The sequence below is a fragment of the Paraburkholderia bryophila genome, assembly GCF_013409255.1.
GTDB lineage: Bacteria > Pseudomonadota > Gammaproteobacteria > Burkholderiales > Burkholderiaceae > Paraburkholderia.
Genome location: NZ_JACCAS010000001.1, coordinates 3115736 through 3133121, shown reverse-complemented (window position 1 = coordinate 3133121; position 17386 = coordinate 3115736). Strand labels below are relative to the sequence as shown.

The window sequence follows — 17386 nt, the reverse complement described above, 5'->3', positions numbered from 1 at the left end:
CGTGCCCACCAACGGTCTTTGACAACCGGTTGCGCAATGCAGACTGCCATTTCGCAACCGCCCAAAGCCCATAAAACCGCCTCGATTTTCGTCGAGGCGATGAAATTTCTTACTGTGCTGCGATCGATGCCTGGTCGACGCGAACGCCAACACCCATCGTGCTCGACAGCGCAACCTTGCGCAGGTAGACACCCTTGCTCGTTGCCGGCTTCGCCTTTTGCAGCGCGTCGACGAGAGCATTCAGGTTGCTACGCAGAGCCGTCGGCTCGAACGAAGCGCGCCCGATGGTCGCGTGGATGATACCAGCCTTGTCGACACGGAATTGCACCTGACCAGCCTTGGCGTTCTTCACTGCAGTCGCGACGTCCGGCGTAACCGTACCAACCTTCGGATTCGGCATCAGGCCGCGCGGGCCGAGGATCTGACCGAGCGTACCGACGACGCGCATCGTGTCCGGCGAAGCGATCACGATGTCGAAGTCCAGCTTGCCAGCCTTGACTTGTTCAGCCAGATCTTCCATGCCGACGATTTCCGCACCAGCTGCGCGCGCTTGTTCAGCCTTTTCGCCCTGCGCAAACACAGCGACGCGGACCGACTTGCCGGTACCTGCCGGCAGCACGACCGAACCACGAACCACTTGGTCCGACTTCTTCGCGTCGATGCCGAGTTGCACTGCGACGTCGATCGACTCGTCGAACTTCGCGCTTGCGCATTCCTTCACGAGCGACAGAGCTTCGTCGATTGCGTACAGCTTTTGACGATCAACCTTGGCTGCAAATGCTTGCAGACGCTTCGAAAGCTTAGCCATTTACACGCCCTCCACGGTGATGCCCATCGAGCGGGCGCTACCAGCAATCGTACGAACCGCTGCGTCCAGATCAGCTGCCGTCAGATCAGGCATCTTGGCCTTGGCGATGTCTTCAGCTTGAGCGCGGGTGATCTTGCCGACCTTGTCGGTATGCGGCTTGCTCGAACCCTTGTCGATCTTCGCTGCCTTCTTGATCAGAACTGTAGCCGGCGGCGTCTTCAGAACGAACGTGAAGCTCTTGTCCGCGAATGCGGTAATCACAACTGGAATCGGCAGACCCGGTTCCATAGCTTGAGTCTGCGCGTTAAACGCCTTGCAGAACTCCATGATGTTCAGGCCGCGCTGGCCCAGCGCCGGACCGACCGGCGGCGACGGGTTGGCTTTACCTGCAGGAATCTGCAGCTTAATAAAGCCAATGATTTTCTTTGCCATGTTGAAAACCTCGTTGGAACGCTGCTTTAATGCATGCGAGCGCTCAGTGAGTAGTAGCGCGCGTTCGTCTAAAAATTGACTACTTGCGCTCCTCAACGGTCATTACGCGGACCGTAAGCGCGAAATACGGGGTGCGCCGGTCGGCGCACCCCGTAGAATTCTGGATCACAACTTTTCGACTTGGCCGAATTCCAGCTCGACCGGCGTTGCGCGGCCAAAGATTGTAACCGAGACACGCACACGCGACTTTTCGTAGTTCACTTCTTCGACGCTGCCGTTGAAATCTGTGAACGGACCGTCCTTCACTCGCACCATCTCGCCTACTTCGAACAGGGTCTTCGGGCGCGGCTTTTCCACACCTTCCTGCATCTGCGACATGATCTTTTCGACTTCCCGAGGAGAAATCGGACTTGGTCGATTGCGCGCTCCGCCAACGAAACCGGTGACCTTTGCCGTGTTTTTCACGAGGTGCCACGTTTCGTCTGTCATCTCCATTTCCACGAGTACATAGCCCGGGAAGAAACGACGTTCGGTCACCGATTTGTGACCGCCCTTCACTTCGACAACTTCTTCAGTCGGCACGAGGATTTGACCGAACTGGTCCTGCATACCAGCGCGCTCGATACGCTCTTGAAGCGCGCGCTGCACGCTCTTCTCCATTCCAGAGTAGGCGTGCACCACATACCAACGCTTGCCGCTCGGGGATGCCGGAGTATCACTCATATTATTTCCAACCCAGAATCACCGAGAAAATCGCCCATTCGATGGATTTATCACTCACCCAAAGAAAGATAGCCATGACGAACACGAAGCCGAATACTACGAGCGTTGTTTGGGTCGCCTCTTTGCGAGTCGGCCAGACAACTTTACGAACTTCCTTGTACGAATCTTTGGCGAAAGCGATGAAACCCTTGCCAGGCGCGGAGAGAAGACCGACTGCAACACCCGCTATCGCACCAACAGCCAAGGCGGCTCCGCGGATGTACCATTCCTGGCCGTTGAGCCAGAAGAACCCCACGAACCCGGCCAAGACCAACAATACGCCCGCGACGAGCATCAGCTTGTCGCCGGATGTATTTACAGTTTCGACGGAAGGATTCGCCATAACACCTTAACGAAGCGTCACATATGACGCGAGATTTGGCAGGGGCAGAGGGAATCGAACCCCCAACCTTCGGTTTTGGAGACCGACGCTCTGCCAGTTGAGCTATACCCCTAAACCATTTGGGGTTGACGACATCGCCAACCCCGAAACCACCGATCAACGAGAACTATCTGGCGTTACTCGAGGATCTTGGCAACTACACCAGCGCCGACCGTACGGCCGCCTTCGCGAATTGCGAAGCGCAGACCTTCTTCCATCGCGATCGGGTTGATCAGCTTCACCGTGATCGACACGTTGTCGCCCGGCATGACCATTTCCTTGTCTTTCGGCAACTCGATCGAGCCCGTCACGTCCGTCGTACGGAAGTAGAACTGCGGACGATAGTTGTTGAAGAACGGCGTGTGACGGCCACCTTCGTCCTTGCTCAGCACGTACACTTCAGCCGTGAAGTGCGTGTGCGGGTTGATCGAACCCGGCTTCGCCAGAACCTGGCCACGCTCCACGTCTTCACGCTTCGTGCCGCGCAGCAGGATACCAACGTTGTCGCCTGCCTGACCCTGGTCGAGCAGCTTGCGGAACATTTCCACGCCCGTGCACGTCGTCTTCACCGTCGGCTTGATACCGATGATTTCGATTTCTTCGCCGACCTTCACGACACCACGCTCGATACGACCCGTCACCACCGTGCCACGACCCGAGATCGAGAACACGTCTTCCACCGGCATCAGGAACGCGCCGTCAATTGCACGCTCCGGCGTCGGGATGTACGTGTCCAGCGCATCGGCCAGATTCATGATCGCCACTTCACCCAGCTCGCCCGTGTCGCCTTCCAGCGCCAGTTTGGCCGAACCCTTGATGATCGGCGTGTCGTCGCCCGGGAAGTCGTACTTCGACAGGAGTTCGCGAACTTCCATCTCGACCAGTTCCAGCAACTCAGCGTCGTCCACCATGTCGCACTTGTTCAGGAACACGATGATGTACGGAACGCCAACCTGACGCGCCAGCAGGATGTGCTCACGCGTTTGCGGCATCGGGCCGTCTGCAGCCGAGCACACCAGGATCGCGCCGTCCATCTGCGCTGCGCCCGTGATCATGTTCTTCACATAGTCAGCGTGGCCCGGGCAGTCGACGTGTGCGTAGTGGCGGTTAGCCGTTTCGTACTCGACGTGTGCCGTGTTGATCGTGATACCGCGTGCCTTTTCTTCCGGCGCCGCGTCGATCTGGTCGTATGCCTTCGCTTCGCCGCCAAACTTCTTGGTCAGAACCGTCGTGATCGCTGCCGTCAGCGTGGTCTTGCCGTGGTCAACGTGACCGATCGTGCCGACGTTCACGTGCGGCTTGGTCCGCTCAAACTTACCCTTGGCCATTTTCGACTCCTAAGAGGATTTATCCGTACGTTGCGCCGCGCGCAAACAATCACCGAGTACTTCTGGTGCCCATGGGCAGGATCGAACTGCCGACCTCTCCCTTACCAAGGGAGTGCTCTACCACTGAGCCACATGGGCGCTACTTCTATGTTGCTGGAGCGGGTGAAGGGAATCGAACCCTCGTCGTAAGCTTGGAAGGCTTCTGCTCTACCATTGAGCTACACCCGCAAGAATTCATCGATTCCCAGCAACTGCCGCAACTTGCATTCTGGTGGAGGAGGTTGGATTCGAACCAACGTAGGCGTAAGCCAACAGATTTACAGTCTGCCCCCTTTAGCCACTCGGGCACCCCTCCGCAGAGAACTGATGATTATGAGGGAACAACCGCTTGTTGTCAAGGCCTGCTTGACCGTTCCAAACTCATAGCTCTCACTTATAGTAAGTTCAGCGCTGCCGTAAACGCAGAAACCCCACCTTTTGGGGTGGGGTTTCTGCGTTGCTGCTTGGGAGCCTGACGATTACCTACTTTCACACGGGCAATCCGCACTATCATCGGCGTGGAGTCGTTTCACGGTCCTGTTCGGGATGGGAAGGGGTGGTACCGACTCGCTATGGTCATCAGGCATGACTTGTTGCCGCACTGCCCTTTGGGCAATACAGCCAATCTGGAAGAAGTAGTTGAGAGGATGCCTCTCGGTATTACTTTGGGCTGTGCCTGTATTGCACAACACTGATCTCAACCGTGTGTCGAGAGAGACACACCTGTTATAGGATCAAGCCTTACGGGCAATTAGTATCAGTTAGCTTAACGCATTACTGCGCTTCCACACCTGACCTATCAACGTCCTGGTCTTGAACGACCCTTCAAGGGGCTCGAAGCCCCGGGGATATCTCATCTTAAGGCGAGTTTCCCGCTTAGATGCTTTCAGCGGTTATCTCTTCCGAACATAGCTACCCGGCGATGCCACTGGCGTGACAACCGGTACACCAGAGGTTCGTCCACTCCGGTCCTCTCGTACTAGGAGCAGCCCCCTTCAAATATCCAGCGCCCACGGCAGATAGGGACCAAACTGTCTCACGACGTTTTAAACCCAGCTCACGTACCTCTTTAAATGGCGAACAGCCATACCCTTGGGACCGGCTACAGCCCCAGGATGAGATGAGCCGACATCGAGGTGCCAAACACCGCCGTCGATATGAACTCTTGGGCGGTATCAGCCTGTTATCCCCAGAGTACCTTTTATCCGTTGAGCGATGGCCCTTCCATACAGAACCACCGGATCACTATGACCTGCTTTCGCACCTGCTCGACTTGTCGGTCTCGCAGTTAAGCACGCTTATGCCATTGCACTATCAGCACGATTTCCGACCGTACCTAGCGTACCTTCGTACTCCTCCGTTACACTTTGGGAGGAGACCGCCCCAGTCAAACTGCCTACCATGCACTGTCCCCGATCCGGATTACGGACCAAGGTTAGAACCTCAAACAAACCAGGGTGGTATTTCAAGGATGGCTCCACGCAGACTGGCGTCCACGCTTCATAGCCTCCCACCTATCCTACACAGACCGGTTCAAAGTCCAATGCAAAGCTACAGTAAAGGTTCATGGGGTCTTTCCGTCTAGCCGCGGGGAGATTGCATCATCACAAACACTTCAACTTCGCTGAGTCTCGGGAGGAGACAGTGTGGCCATCGTTACGCCATTCGTGCAGGTCGGAACTTACCCGACAAGGAATTTCGCTACCTTAGGACCGTTATAGTTACGGCCGCCGTTTACCGGGACTTCAATCAAGAGCTTGCACCCCATCATTTAATCTTCCGGCACCGGGCAGGCGTCACACCCTATACGTCCACTTTCGTGTTTGCAGAGTGCTGTGTTTTTATTAAACAGTCGCAGCCACCAGTTTATTGCAACCCCTTCACCCTTCTGGCGCGAGCCAGTCAAGCTACAGGGGCGTACCTTATCCCGAAGTTACGGTACCAATTTGCCGAGTTCCTTCTCCCGAGTTCTCTCAAGCGCCTTAGAATACTCATCTCGCCCACCTGTGTCGGTTTGCGGTACGGTCTTGTTAAACTGAAGCTTAGAGGCTTTTCTTGGAACCACTTCCGATTGCTTCTTCACCTAGGTGAATGGCCTCGCACCCTTGAATTCCGCGCCCGGATTTGCCTAAGCGCCTTCTCCAATGCAAGGACCGGGACTTCCAACACCCGGACAACCTTCCGCGATCCGTCCCCCCATCGCATTTAACAATGGTGCAGGAATATTAACCTGCTTCCCATCAGCTACGCATTTCTGCCTCGCCTTAGGGGCCGACTCACCCTACGCCGATGAACGTTGCGTAGGAAACCTTGGGCTTACGGCGAGGGGGCTTTTCACCCCCTTTATCGCTACTCATGTCAGCATTCGCACTTCCGATACCTCCAGCGCACTTTTCAATGCACCTTCGCAGGCTTACGGAACGCTCTCCTACCATGCACATAAATGTGCATCCGCAGCTTCGGTATATTGCTTAGCCCCGTTACATCTTCCGCGCAGGACGACTCGATCAGTGAGCTATTACGCTTTCTTTAAAGGATGGCTGCTTCTAAGCCAACCTCCTGACTGTTTTAGCCTTCCCACTTCGTTTCCCACTTAGCAATATTTGGGGACCTTAGCTGGCGGTCTGGGTTGTTTCCCTCTTGACACCGGACGTTAGCACCCGATGTCTGTCTCCCGTGATTGCACTCTTCGGTATTCGGAGTTTGCTATGGCGTAGTAATCCGCAATGGACCCCACAACCATGACAGTGCTCTACCCCCGAAGGTGATACACGAGGCACTACCTAAATAGTTTTCGGAGAGAACCAGCTATTTCCAGGTTTGTTTAGCCTTTCACCCCTATCCACAGCTCATCCCCTAACTTTTCAACGTTAGTGGGTTCGGACCTCCAGTACGTGTTACCGCACCTTCATCCTGGCCATGGATAGATCACCTGGTTTCGGGTCTACACCCAGCGACTGAATCGCCCTGTTCGGACTCGCTTTCGCTACGCCTGCCCTAATCGGTTAAGCTTGCCACTGAATGTAAGTCGCTGACCCATTATACAAAAGGTACGCAGTCACCCCTCAAGGAGGCTCCTACTGTTTGTATGCATGCGGTTTCAGGATCTATTTCACTCCCCTCCCGGGGTTCTTTTCGCCTTTCCCTCACGGTACTGGTTCACTATCGGTCGATCACGAGTATTTAGCCTTGGAGGATGGTCCCCCCATCTTCAGACAGGATTTCACGTGTCCCGCCCTACTTGTCGTACACCTAGTTCTTCCTCGCTGTTTTCGTCTACAGGGCTATCACCTGCTATGGCGGCACTTTCCAGAGCCTTCGACTAACAATGAAGATAAAGAGTACAGGCTGGTCCCATTTCGCTCGCCACTACTCTGGGAATCTCGGTTGATTTCTTTTCCTGCGGTTACTTAGATGTTTCAGTTCACCGCGTTCGCTTCGCATGACCTATGTATTCAGTCATGGATACTCCATTCGGAGTGGGTTTCCCCATTCGGACATCTACGGATCAAAGCTCGTTTGCCAGCTCCCCGTAGCTTTTCGCAGGCTACCGCGTCCTTCATCGCCTGTGATCGCCAAGGCATCCACCACATGCACTTGTTCGCTTGACCCTATAACGGGTGTGTCTCACACCGCGTTCACTCGGAACGCAGCGCGGGCCACATCGTTACAGGTTGAGTATTCGTGTTGCGCCGTATTCCAAGGCAATCTTTCGATTACCTTTTCATACATTGATACAATCACAACCCTGATTCACCTACTCGCCTACCCATCTCTAGATAGCCTTTCGTGAATCTCTTTACTACTTCTTCCTGATTGTTAAAGAACGACAGCCGATATCATGATTGCTATAACCACGTATCACTCTGACTGGCTCAATCGCCAATGCACAACCCTCTGCAGTACTTCCGCAGAACGCTATGCATTGATGATTGGTGGAGGATGACGGGATCGAACCGACGACCCCCTGCTTGCAAAGCAGGTGCTCTCCCAGCTGAGCTAATCCCCCAGTCACACATGAACTTCAAGGGTGCCTTCAACCGGTTAGCACAGCCACCGCAGAAACAGTGGTGGGTCTGGATGGATTCGAACCATCGACCCCCGCCTTATCAAGACGGTGCTCTAACCGACTGAGCTACAGACCCCTGAGTCTGTCTGAATTTACAGCCGATAAGCGTGAGCGCTCAACGTTCGACACGTTCAGCTCTAGAAAGGAGGTGATCCAGCCGCACCTTCCGATACGGCTACCTTGTTACGACTTCACCCCAGTCATGAATCCCACCGTGGTAAGCGCCCTCCTTGCGGTTAGGCTACCTACTTCTGGTGAAACCCACTCCCATGGTGTGACGGGCGGTGTGTACAAGACCCGGGAACGTATTCACCGCGGCATGCTGATCCGCGATTACTAGCGATTCCAGCTTCACGCACTCGAGTTGCAGAGTGCGATCCGGACTACGATCGGTTTTCTGGGATTGGCTCCACCTCGCGGCTTGGCAACCCTCTGTTCCGACCATTGTATGACGTGTGAAGCCCTACCCATAAGGGCCATGAGGACTTGACGTCATCCCCACCTTCCTCCGGTTTGTCACCGGCAGTCTCCCTGGAGTGCTCTTGCGTAGCAACTAGGGACAAGGGTTGCGCTCGTTGCGGGACTTAACCCAACATCTCACGACACGAGCTGACGACAGCCATGCAGCACCTGTGTTATGGCTCCCTTTCGGGCACATCCACCTCTCGGCAGACTTCCATACATGTCAAGGGTAGGTAAGGTTTTTCGCGTTGCATCGAATTAATCCACATCATCCACCGCTTGTGCGGGTCCCCGTCAATTCCTTTGAGTTTTAATCTTGCGACCGTACTCCCCAGGCGGTCAACTTCACGCGTTAGCTACGTTACTAAGTCAATGAAGACCCAACAACTAGTTGACATCGTTTAGGGCGTGGACTACCAGGGTATCTAATCCTGTTTGCTCCCCACGCTTTCGTGCATGAGCGTCAGTATTGGCCCAGGGGGCTGCCTTCGCCATCGGTATTCCTCCACATCTCTACGCATTTCACTGCTACACGTGGAATTCTACCCCCCTCTGCCATACTCTAGCCCGCCAGTCACAAATGCAGTTCCCAGGTTAAGCCCGGGGATTTCACATCTGTCTTAGCGGACCGCCTGCGCACGCTTTACGCCCAGTAATTCCGATTAACGCTTGCACCCTACGTATTACCGCGGCTGCTGGCACGTAGTTAGCCGGTGCTTATTCTTCCGGTACCGTCATCCTCCCGCCGTATTAGGGCAGAAGTTTTCTTTCCGGACAAAAGTGCTTTACAACCCGAAGGCCTTCTTCACACACGCGGCATTGCTGGATCAGGGTTTCCCCCATTGTCCAAAATTCCCCACTGCTGCCTCCCGTAGGAGTCTGGGCCGTGTCTCAGTCCCAGTGTGGCTGGTCGTCCTCTCAGACCAGCTACAGATCGTCGCCTTGGTAGGCCTTTACCCCACCAACTAGCTAATCTGCCATCGGCCGCCCCTGTAGCGGGAGGTCCTAAGATCCCCCCCTTTCCTCCGTAGAGCGTATGCGGTATTAATCCGGCTTTCGCCGGGCTATCCCCCACTACAGGACACGTTCCGATGTATTACTCACCCGTTCGCCACTCGCCACCAGGGTTACCCCCGTGCTGCCGTTCGACTTGCATGTGTAAGGCATGCCGCCAGCGTTCAATCTGAGCCAGGATCAAACTCTTCAGTTCAAACCTGTTACTGTTTTTCGGTTCCGTTAAGAACCGGTCGCTCACTCAACGTACTGACGAATTGTTCGATCATCTTGCGATGCTCAAACCTTCCTTTCATTACTGTGTGAGCCTTGATACTTTCGCTTTGCGGCAGACCCCGAAAGATCCACCTCGCGTCTCGCATCAAGCGCCCACACTTATCGGCTGTTAATTTTTAAAGATCGATTACGCATCCACTACCGAACCCGCACCGCTGTCGTCAACCTCACAACTACCCGGTACCGCTTCGTTCTGCGTCGCTGCATCTGCAGCAGAGAAACGAGATTATGAAGGCTCTTTTTCGTTTCGTCAACAACATTTTTTCGCTTTCGCTTAAAACCTTGTCGACGCTACGGCCGCTGGTTTCCGCCGCGGCCCTCGTTCTCAAACGAGGAGGCGAATATTAGGTGAATATTCGCCACATGACAAGGCCTCGATGGAAATATCTTCCCATGACTCATTTGCGCGTGGAATTTACTACTGCGTCTAGCGGGACGGTGTCCGCCATTGCCGCATAACCAGCGTCGCTCGGATGGATGTGGTCGCCACTGTCGAAGTTGCGCCGCAGGCGGTCCGGCTGCGCCGGGTCACGCAACGCCGCGTCGAAATCCACGACGCCGTCAAAAGCACGGCTGGTCCGAATCCACTGGTTGACGGCGAGTCGGATGCTCTCCCGCTGCGCCGGCAGCGATGCCGGCGTCAATGTTGCCCCAAATACCTTCACGCCGGCGTGCCGCGCCGCGGCAATCACCCGCTGGTACCCCGCGATCAGATCGGCCGCCGTCACCGAGGTGTGCGGGAAGTCGCAGTCGAGGCCGTTCCGAGCCGGCATCGAGGCGAAATTGATGTCGTTGATGCCAATCAGCAGGATCGCCGTCTTGACGCCCGGCCGCCCGAGCACATCGTGCTCGAAGCGTTTGGCGAGCGCGTCCCCGTAGCAAGGCGAGTCGCTCAGTAGCCGATTGCCGCTGATGCCGAGATTGACGATCGCCGTTGACCGGTCACTGCTACCGGCCAGTCGGCGCGCCAACGCGTCCGGCCAGCGGTGATTCTGGTTCAGGCTGGAGCGCATGCCATCGGTGATCGAGTCGCCAATGGCGGCGATCGCGGCCGATGACGGCGCCGCCTCCACCGATAGCCCCGTCACCCACACATATTGGGTGAACCGCCCGCGAAACGCTTCGGCGGAAGCGTCCGCTGCGTGATTGCCCGGCGCGGAAACATAATTGACCTGGCTCGATACGCGATGCCACGCCACGATCCGCTGATCCGGCCCCATGAATGCGCTGATGGCATAAGGCGCACCTTCGGCGATGTCGACCGTGACCGGATCGCTATCCAGCTCACCGCCCGCCGGAATGCTCACCGTAGATTTGCCGCCGAAGGTCACGCGCGCCCCGTCATTAGCAACCGCGGCCGCGCCGCCTGCCGAGCGGGCAATGCGCAAATCTTCGATCGTAAGCGGCGTCTTGCCGTACTCGTTGCTGAGGTGGATTCGCGCGGCCCGTCCCGACAGCGTCGGATACACGATCTGGCGCACGGTGCGTCCGGCGACGTCCGGCGCGCGATACAAAGGCGGCAGGTCCACGCGTTGCGGAATCGGCTGCAGCGCGGTCGCCCAAGCGGCGACCCAGTGCGCGGGAGCATCGGCGGCGAAAACGGTGAGGGAAACAGCGAATTGGGCAAGCAGCGCCGCGCCGCATGCGGCAGCCAGGGTGCGAAGGGTCATTCGGATGGTCGGTTCAAGGCGAAACGTCCATTGTGCCCGAACGCCAGGTCGATCGCGGCGAGCCTTGGGTGCTGGGTGCTGGGTGCTGGGTGCTGGGTGCTGGGTGCTGGGTGCTGGGTGCTGGGTGCTGGGTGCTGGGTGCTGGGTGCTGGGTGCTGGCCGTCGAGCGGCTGGGCACTGAGCCTTGGGCCTTGGGCGTCGCGCGTCGGGCGTCGGGCGTCGGGCGTCGGGCGTCGGGCGTCGGGCGTCGGGCGTCGGCCATCAAGTCTCAGACGCCAACCTCATCCCCTCCCGCCAAGACCAACTCACCGCCCAACCACAACCGCACCCTTTCACCCTCAATATCAGCCGCCGCTCCCCTTAAACAGCCGCCATCTTCAGCGCCACCGCCTCAGCCACCTCGATCCCATCGATCGCGGCCGAATAAATCCCGCCGGCATACCCCGCGCCCTCACCCGCCGGATACAAGCCCTCGACGTTCATACTCTGATAATCATCCCGCCGACGTACCCGGATCGGCGACGACGTTCTCGTCTCCACGCCCGTCAGCACGGCGTCATGCATCGCAAAGCCGGCGATCTTCTTGTCCATCTGCGGCAAAGCTTCGCGAATGGCTTCGATCACGTAGTCAGGCAGCGCGGTGCTGAGATCCGTGGGATGCACGCCAGGCTTATACGACGGCACCACCGAACCCAACGACGTAGACGGCCGCCCGGCAATGAAATCGCCGACCAGTTGACCCGGCGCCATATAGTTACCGCCGCCCAGCTCGAACGCCCGCTCTTCCCACTTCCGCTGGAAAGCGATACCCGCGAGCGGTCCGCCCGGATAATCGTCCGGCGTAATGCCGACGACAATCCCCGCGTTCGCATTGCGCTCCGCCCGCGAATACTGGCTCATGCCGTTCGTCACCACACGGCCCGGCTCCGACGTTGCCGCCACCACCGTGCCGCCCGGACACATGCAAAAGCTATACACCGCGCGCCCATTACTGCTGTGATGCACGACCTTATAGTCGGCGGCGCCCAGCTGCTTATGGCCGGCAAACTTGCCGAAACGGGCACGATCGATCAAACCCTGCGGATGCTCGATCCGGAATCCAAGCGAAAACGGCTTCGCTTCTATATAGACACCGCGGTCGTTCAGCATCTGGAAGGTATCGCGCGCGCTGTGCCCAACCGCCAGCACCACATGATCGCAGCGTAGCGTCTCGCCGGTCGACAGCTTCAACCCGCGCACCTTGCCCTGATCGATCTCGATATCGTCGACGCGAGTCTCGAACCGCACTTCGCCGCCGAGCTCGTGAATGGTCGCGCGCATCTTTTCGACCATGCTGACCAGCCGGAACGTGCCGATATGCGGCCGGCTCAGGAACAGAATGTCTTCCGGCGCACCGGCCTTGACGAATTCGTCGAGCACCTTGCGGCCGTAATGCTTCGGATCCTTGATCTGGCTGTAAAGCTTGCCGTCCGAGAAGGTGCCCGCGCCGCCTTCGCCGAACTGCACGTTCGACTCCGGATTGAGCACCGACTTGCGCCACAGCCCGAATGTGTCTTTGGTGCGCTCCCGCACGGCCTTGCCGCGCTCGAGAATGATCGGCCGGAAACCCATTTGCGCCAGAATCAGCCCGGCGAACAGCCCGCACGGCCCCATGCCGATCACCACCGGCCGCGGCACGGTCAGTTGCGCCGGCGCCTTGGCGACGAACCGGTACGCCATGTCAGGCGTCACACCGCAATGCGGCACGTCGGCGAGCCGCTTGAGCGCGGCGGCCTCATCCGTGACCTCGACGTCGACGATGTACGTGAGCTTGATGTCGGCGCGTTTGCGCGCGTCGTGCGCGCGACGAAACACGGTGTACCGGATAAGCCCGTCGGCGCCCACGCCGAGTTCCGCGAGGCGCGCGCGGACGGCGGCTTCGAGGTCGCTATCGGGGTGATCGAGCGGGAGTTTGATTTCGCTTAGACGTAACATGAGTACCGGGGGATGCAGGAAGGCCGCAAATCGCGGCCAATTCACAATTTTATAGGTTAAGTGTCGGCACGGGGCATCGGCTCCGTCGAAACGCCCTCCGTCACGGAAATCTTGCCCCCTATCAACACTGTCAGTCTGTCTCAAAAAATTTATTAACCGACCGGTCGGTTGGCTTATACTGTGCGCACACAGACAACTTCCGCAGAGAGCGTCCCCATGTACACGCAATCCCTGGATATTCCCGGCAATGTCGCCCCGCTGGATGCGGGCGCGAGTTCGCCCGAGCAGGCGCAATTCGATGCGGTCATGGCCGCAGACGGCAAGATCGAAGCTCAGGACTGGATGCCCGAGGCTTACCGCAAAACGCTGGTGCGGCAGATCTCGCAGCACGCGCATTCGGAAATCGTCGGCATGCTGCCGGAAGGCAACTGGATCACGCGCGCGCCCAGCCTGAAGCGCAAGGCGATTCTGCTCGCCAAGGTGCAGGACGAAGCCGGCCACGGCCTCTATCTCTATAGCGCGGCGGAAACGCTCGGCGTCTCGCGCGATCAGCTGATCGCCGCGCTGCACTCGGGCAAAGCCAAATATTCGAGCATCTTCAATTACCCGACGCCCACCTGGGCGGACGTCGGCGTGATCGGCTGGCTGGTGGACGGCGCGGCGATCATGAACCAGATTCCGCTGTGCCGCTGCACGTACGGTCCGTACGCCCGCGCGATGATCCGCATCTGCAAGGAAGAGTCGTTCCATCAGCGCCAGGGTTTCGACGCGCTGATGTCGATGATGGCCGGCACCGACGCGCAGCGCGAACTGGTCCAGCAGGCGGTGAACCGCTGGTGGTGGCCGGTGCTGATGATGTTCGGCCCGAGCGACAAGGATTCGATCCACAGCAACCAGTCGTCGAAATGGGGCATCAAGCGCATTTCGAACGACGATCTGCGGCAGAAATTCGTCGACGCCACCGTCGACCAGGCCAAGGTGCTCGGCGTCACGCTGCCGGACCCGGACCTGAAGTGGAACGAAGCACGCGGCCAGCACGATTACGGCGACATCGACTGGGAAGAATTCTGGCGCGTCGTCAACGGCGACGGCCCGTGCAACCGCGAGCGCCTCGCCACCCGCGTCAAAGCTCACGACGAAGGCACGTGGGTCCGCGAAGCCGCCCTCGCCCATGCCGAAAAACAGCGCCAGCGCGCGCAACAGCACGCCGCCTGATTCGCGCGGCAGGCCAGACACAGCATCAGGAGATCAGCAATGAACAAGGAATGGCCGATTTGGGAAGTCTTCGTGCGCAGCAAGCAGGGACTCGACCATAAACACTGCGGCAGCCTGCACGCCGCCGACGCGCCGATGGCGCTGCGCATGGCACGCGACGTCTACACGCGCCGCCAGGAAGGCGTGAGCATCTGGGTCGTGCCGTCTTCGGCGATCACGGCGTCTTCGCCGGCAGACAAGGCGGAGCTGTTCGAACCGGCAGGCGACAAGATTTATCGCCATCCGACGTTCTACACGCTCCCCGACGAAGTCAACCACATGTAAGCGCGGCCATGGACATCACGCCCCAACATCTCCAATACGTGCTGCGCCTCGCGGATACCGCGCTGATTCTCGGTCAGCGCAATACCGAATGGTGCGGCCACGGCCCGATCCTCGAAGAGGACATCGCGCTGTCGAACATGAGTCTCGATCTGATCGGCCAGGCGCGTCTGCTGTACACGCACGCCGCGTCGCTCGAACAGCAGCTCACCGGCAAGACCCGCACGGAAGACGACTACGCGTACTTCCGCGCCGAGCGCGAATTCGCCAACTACACGCTCGCCGAGCTGCCGCATGTCGGCCCGCTGTGCGGCACGGCGCAGGCCGAGAAGGATTACGCCGTCACGATCGTGCGCAATTTCCTGTATTCGACGCTGATGGCGCATCTGTGGACGGCGCTGACCGCGTCCCCGGACGAGCAACTGGCCGCGATCGCGGCGAAGTCGATCAAGGAAACCAGTTACCACGTGCATCACGCGAGCGAGTGGCTGATCCGTTTCGGCGACGGCACCGACGAATCGCACCGCCGCGCGCAAGCCGCGCTCGACTACCTGATGCCGTACACGCGCGAGTTTTTCAGCGCGGACGCCGTGGAAGAGACGATCGCTGCGGCCGGCATCGGCCCGCTGACGTCGGATCTCGAAGCCGCCTGGCTCGACGACGTGCGCGCCACGCTCGACGAAGCCACGCTGAGCCTGCCCGAAGCGGTCAAGCACATCACGACCGGCAAGCACGGCGAGCATTCCGAGCATATGGGATTCGTGCTGGCCGAAATGCAGAGCCTCGCGCGCCAGCATCCCGGCGCGGCCTGGTAACGCGACTTGACCCAAGCGACTTAACCCAACGGTAAAGCGACGATGACGACCTCGACAGCCACTTACAGCACCGACGCCGCGCTCGATCGCGCGTGGGCCGTGCTCGAAACGGTGCCCGATCCGGAGATTCCGGTCGTGTCGATCCGCGAACTCGGCATTCTGCGCGACGTGCGCCGCGCCGCCGACGGCGCGCTCGAAGTCGTCATCACGCCGACCTACTCGGGCTGCCCCGCGATGTCGCAGATCGCCGAGGACGTCGCGCACGCGCTCGACGTCGCGGAACTGAAGCCGTATCGGATCTCCACCGTGCTCGCGCCGGCCTGGACCACCGACTGGATGACCGCCGACGCCCGCGAAAAGCTGCGCGCCTACGGCATCGCGCCGCCCACCGGCAACTGCGGCTCGGCCGCCGGGCCGCAGGAAAAAGTGATGCGCTTCGTGCCGCGCGCGCTGCCCACACCGTCGTGTCCGCGCTGCGGTTCGGCGCATACCGAGCGTCTCGCGCAATTCGGCTCGACCGCCTGCAAAGCCTTGTACCGCTGCATCGACTGCCGCGAACCCTTCGACTACTTCAAACCATACTGATATGGCCACCCCGCAATTTCATTCGCTGCGTATCCGCGAAGTACGGCCCGAAACCGCCGACGCGGTCTCGGTCGCCTTCGAAGTCCCCGTCGAACTGCGCGATCACTATCGCTTCACGCAGGGCCAGTTCGTCACGCTGAAAACGCATTTCGACGGTGAAGAAACGCGCCGCTCGTATTCGATCTGCGTCGGCGTCACCGATTACGACCGCGACGGCGAACTGCGCATCGGCATCAAGCGCGTGCGTGGCGGGCGTTTCTCGAACTTCGCGTTCGACACGCTGCAGCCCGGCCACACAATCGACGTGATGACGCCGGACGGCCGCTTCTTCACGCATCTGAACGCCGATCAGGGCCAGCAATATCTGGCGTTTTCGGGCGGCTCGGGCATCACGCCGGTGCTGGCGATCATCAAGACGACGCTCGAAATCGAGCCGCGCAGCACGTTCACGCTGGTGTACGGCAACCGTAGTGTCGATCAGATCATGTTCGCGGAAGAGCTCGAGGATCTAAAGAACCGCTTCATGAACCGCTTCGTGCTCTATCACGTGCTGTCCGACGATCTGCAGGACGTCGAGCTGTTCAACGGCGTGCTCGACCAGCAGAAGTGCGCGGCCTTCATTGAGAATCTGCTGCCCGCCGACGCGATCGACGAAGCCTTCATCTGCGGTCCCGCACCGATGATGGACGCCGCCGAAGCCGCGTTGAAAGCCGCCGGCGTGCCGCAGGAAAAGGTCCACGTGGAGCGCTTCGGTTCGCCGCTGCCGCAAGCGGGCGTACCGGCGGTCGAAATCACCGAAGACACGCCGGCCGCCGAGCTGGAGATCGTGCTCGACGGCAAACGGCGCAAGCTGCGCCTGCCGTATCAAGGCGTCAGCGTGCTGGATGTTGGGTTGAAGGCCGGCCTCGCGCTGCCTTATGCGTGCAAGGGCGGCGTCTGCTGCACCTGCCGCGCCAAGGTGCTGGAAGGCGAAGTGAAGATGGACAAGAACTACACGCTCGAAGAGCAGGAAATCCGCGATGGTTTCGTGCTGACTTGCCAATGCCATCCGATCAGCGATCGCGTGGTGGTGAGCTACGACGAACGGTAAATCGTACACGGCACGCGGGCGGAAACGACGCCCGCAATCCTTTGAGCCGTTCCACGATCCGCTTACACTAGGGGCCGCCCACGATCGGACACCTGTTCCGGTCGTCGAGCGGCCCCTTTTTGTCAACTGCCGAAGCCACTGCCG

At 58.9% G+C, this 17386-nt stretch carries 12 protein-coding genes, 6 tRNA genes and 3 rRNA genes; 5 read left to right on the top strand and 16 right to left on the bottom strand.

Features of this window, described 5'->3' with window-relative positions:
* Positions 1-109: 109 nt before the first annotated feature.
* The 16 genes from rplA to GGD40_RS13860 form a co-directional block, all read right to left on the bottom strand.
* On the bottom strand, positions 110-808 hold the full coding sequence (rplA, locus tag GGD40_RS13935) for a 50S ribosomal protein L1 (protein ID WP_035554727.1): 699 nt from the start codon (positions 806-808) through the stop codon (positions 110-112).
* Positions 809-1240 (bottom strand): 50S ribosomal protein L11, encoded by a 432-nt coding sequence (rplK, locus tag GGD40_RS13930; RefSeq protein ID WP_111932936.1) that lies wholly within the window; start codon positions 1238-1240, stop codon positions 809-811.
* A gap of 165 nt (positions 1241-1405) precedes the next feature.
* Positions 1406-1963 carry a transcription termination/antitermination protein NusG gene (gene nusG, locus GGD40_RS13925; RefSeq protein ID WP_007180147.1) on the bottom strand — a complete coding sequence of 186 codons (558 nt, stop codon included), beginning with the start codon at positions 1961-1963 and terminating at the stop codon, positions 1406-1408.
* A 1-nt stretch (position 1964) separates the two neighbouring features.
* Positions 1965-2345 (bottom strand): preprotein translocase subunit SecE, encoded by a 381-nt coding sequence (gene secE, locus GGD40_RS13920; protein ID WP_179707953.1) that lies wholly within the window; start codon positions 2343-2345, stop codon positions 1965-1967.
* Between the two features lie 36 nt (positions 2346-2381).
* A tRNA-Trp gene (locus GGD40_RS13915) sits at positions 2382-2457 on the bottom strand.
* Positions 2458-2521: 64 nt separating this feature from the next.
* On the bottom strand, positions 2522-3712 hold the full coding sequence (gene tuf / locus GGD40_RS13910) for an elongation factor Tu (protein WP_168795439.1): 1191 nt from the start codon (positions 3710-3712) through the stop codon (positions 2522-2524).
* A gap of 63 nt (positions 3713-3775) precedes the next feature.
* Positions 3776-3850: transfer RNA gene (locus GGD40_RS13905), tRNA-Thr, on the bottom strand.
* Positions 3851-3866: 16 nt separating this feature from the next.
* Positions 3867-3940: transfer RNA gene (locus tag GGD40_RS13900), tRNA-Gly, on the bottom strand.
* 41 nt (positions 3941-3981) lie between these two features.
* A tRNA-Tyr gene (locus GGD40_RS13895) sits at positions 3982-4067 on the bottom strand.
* Between the two features lie 154 nt (positions 4068-4221).
* A 5S ribosomal RNA gene (gene rrf, locus GGD40_RS13890) occupies positions 4222-4335 on the bottom strand.
* Between the two features lie 146 nt (positions 4336-4481).
* Positions 4482-7362: ribosomal RNA gene (locus tag GGD40_RS13885) — 23S ribosomal RNA — on the bottom strand.
* A gap of 322 nt (positions 7363-7684) precedes the next feature.
* Positions 7685-7760: transfer RNA gene (locus GGD40_RS13880), tRNA-Ala, on the bottom strand.
* Positions 7761-7819: 59 nt separating this feature from the next.
* Positions 7820-7896: transfer RNA gene (locus tag GGD40_RS13875), tRNA-Ile, on the bottom strand.
* Positions 7897-7961: 65 nt separating this feature from the next.
* Positions 7962-9492: ribosomal RNA gene (locus tag GGD40_RS13870) — 16S ribosomal RNA — on the bottom strand.
* The 16S, 23S and 5S rRNA genes sit together here with 5 tRNA genes alongside, the layout of an rRNA operon.
* A 478-nt stretch (positions 9493-9970) precedes the next feature.
* Entirely contained in the window at positions 9971-11242 is a 1272-nt protein-coding gene (locus tag GGD40_RS13865; protein WP_179744018.1) for an SGNH/GDSL hydrolase family protein, read from the bottom strand.
* Between the two features lie 360 nt (positions 11243-11602).
* Complete coding sequence (locus tag GGD40_RS13860; RefSeq protein WP_179744017.1) at positions 11603-13216, bottom strand: NAD(P)/FAD-dependent oxidoreductase; 1614 nt, start codon at positions 13214-13216, stop codon at positions 11603-11605.
* 216 nt (positions 13217-13432) lie between these two features.
* Between GGD40_RS13860 and paaA the strand changes: the two genes are divergently transcribed.
* Genes paaA through paaE form a run of 5 tightly spaced genes read left to right on the top strand, consistent with a single transcriptional unit; the run spans position 13433 to position 17242 of the window.
* Positions 13433-14431: a 1,2-phenylacetyl-CoA epoxidase subunit PaaA gene (gene paaA / locus GGD40_RS13855; RefSeq protein WP_179707949.1), complete on the top strand. Its 999-nt coding sequence runs from the start codon at positions 13433-13435 to the stop codon at positions 14429-14431.
* Positions 14432-14470: 39 nt separating this feature from the next.
* Positions 14471-14755, top strand: coding sequence for a 1,2-phenylacetyl-CoA epoxidase subunit PaaB (gene paaB, locus GGD40_RS13850; protein WP_105510011.1), 285 nt, complete (start codon positions 14471-14473; stop codon positions 14753-14755).
* Between the two features lie 8 nt (positions 14756-14763).
* On the top strand, positions 14764-15567 hold the full coding sequence (paaC, locus tag GGD40_RS13845) for a 1,2-phenylacetyl-CoA epoxidase subunit PaaC (protein ID WP_179707946.1): 804 nt from the start codon (positions 14764-14766) through the stop codon (positions 15565-15567).
* A 42-nt stretch (positions 15568-15609) separates the two neighbouring features.
* Positions 15610-16152 carry a 1,2-phenylacetyl-CoA epoxidase subunit PaaD gene (gene paaD, locus GGD40_RS13840; protein WP_179744016.1) on the top strand — a complete coding sequence of 181 codons (543 nt, stop codon included), beginning with the start codon at positions 15610-15612 and terminating at the stop codon, positions 16150-16152.
* Position 16153: 1 nt separating this feature from the next.
* A complete protein-coding gene (gene paaE, locus GGD40_RS13835; RefSeq protein ID WP_035554707.1) occupies positions 16154-17242 on the top strand; it encodes a 1,2-phenylacetyl-CoA epoxidase subunit PaaE in 1089 nt (362 codons plus the stop codon).
* The last annotated feature ends 144 nt before the right edge of the window (positions 17243-17386 follow it).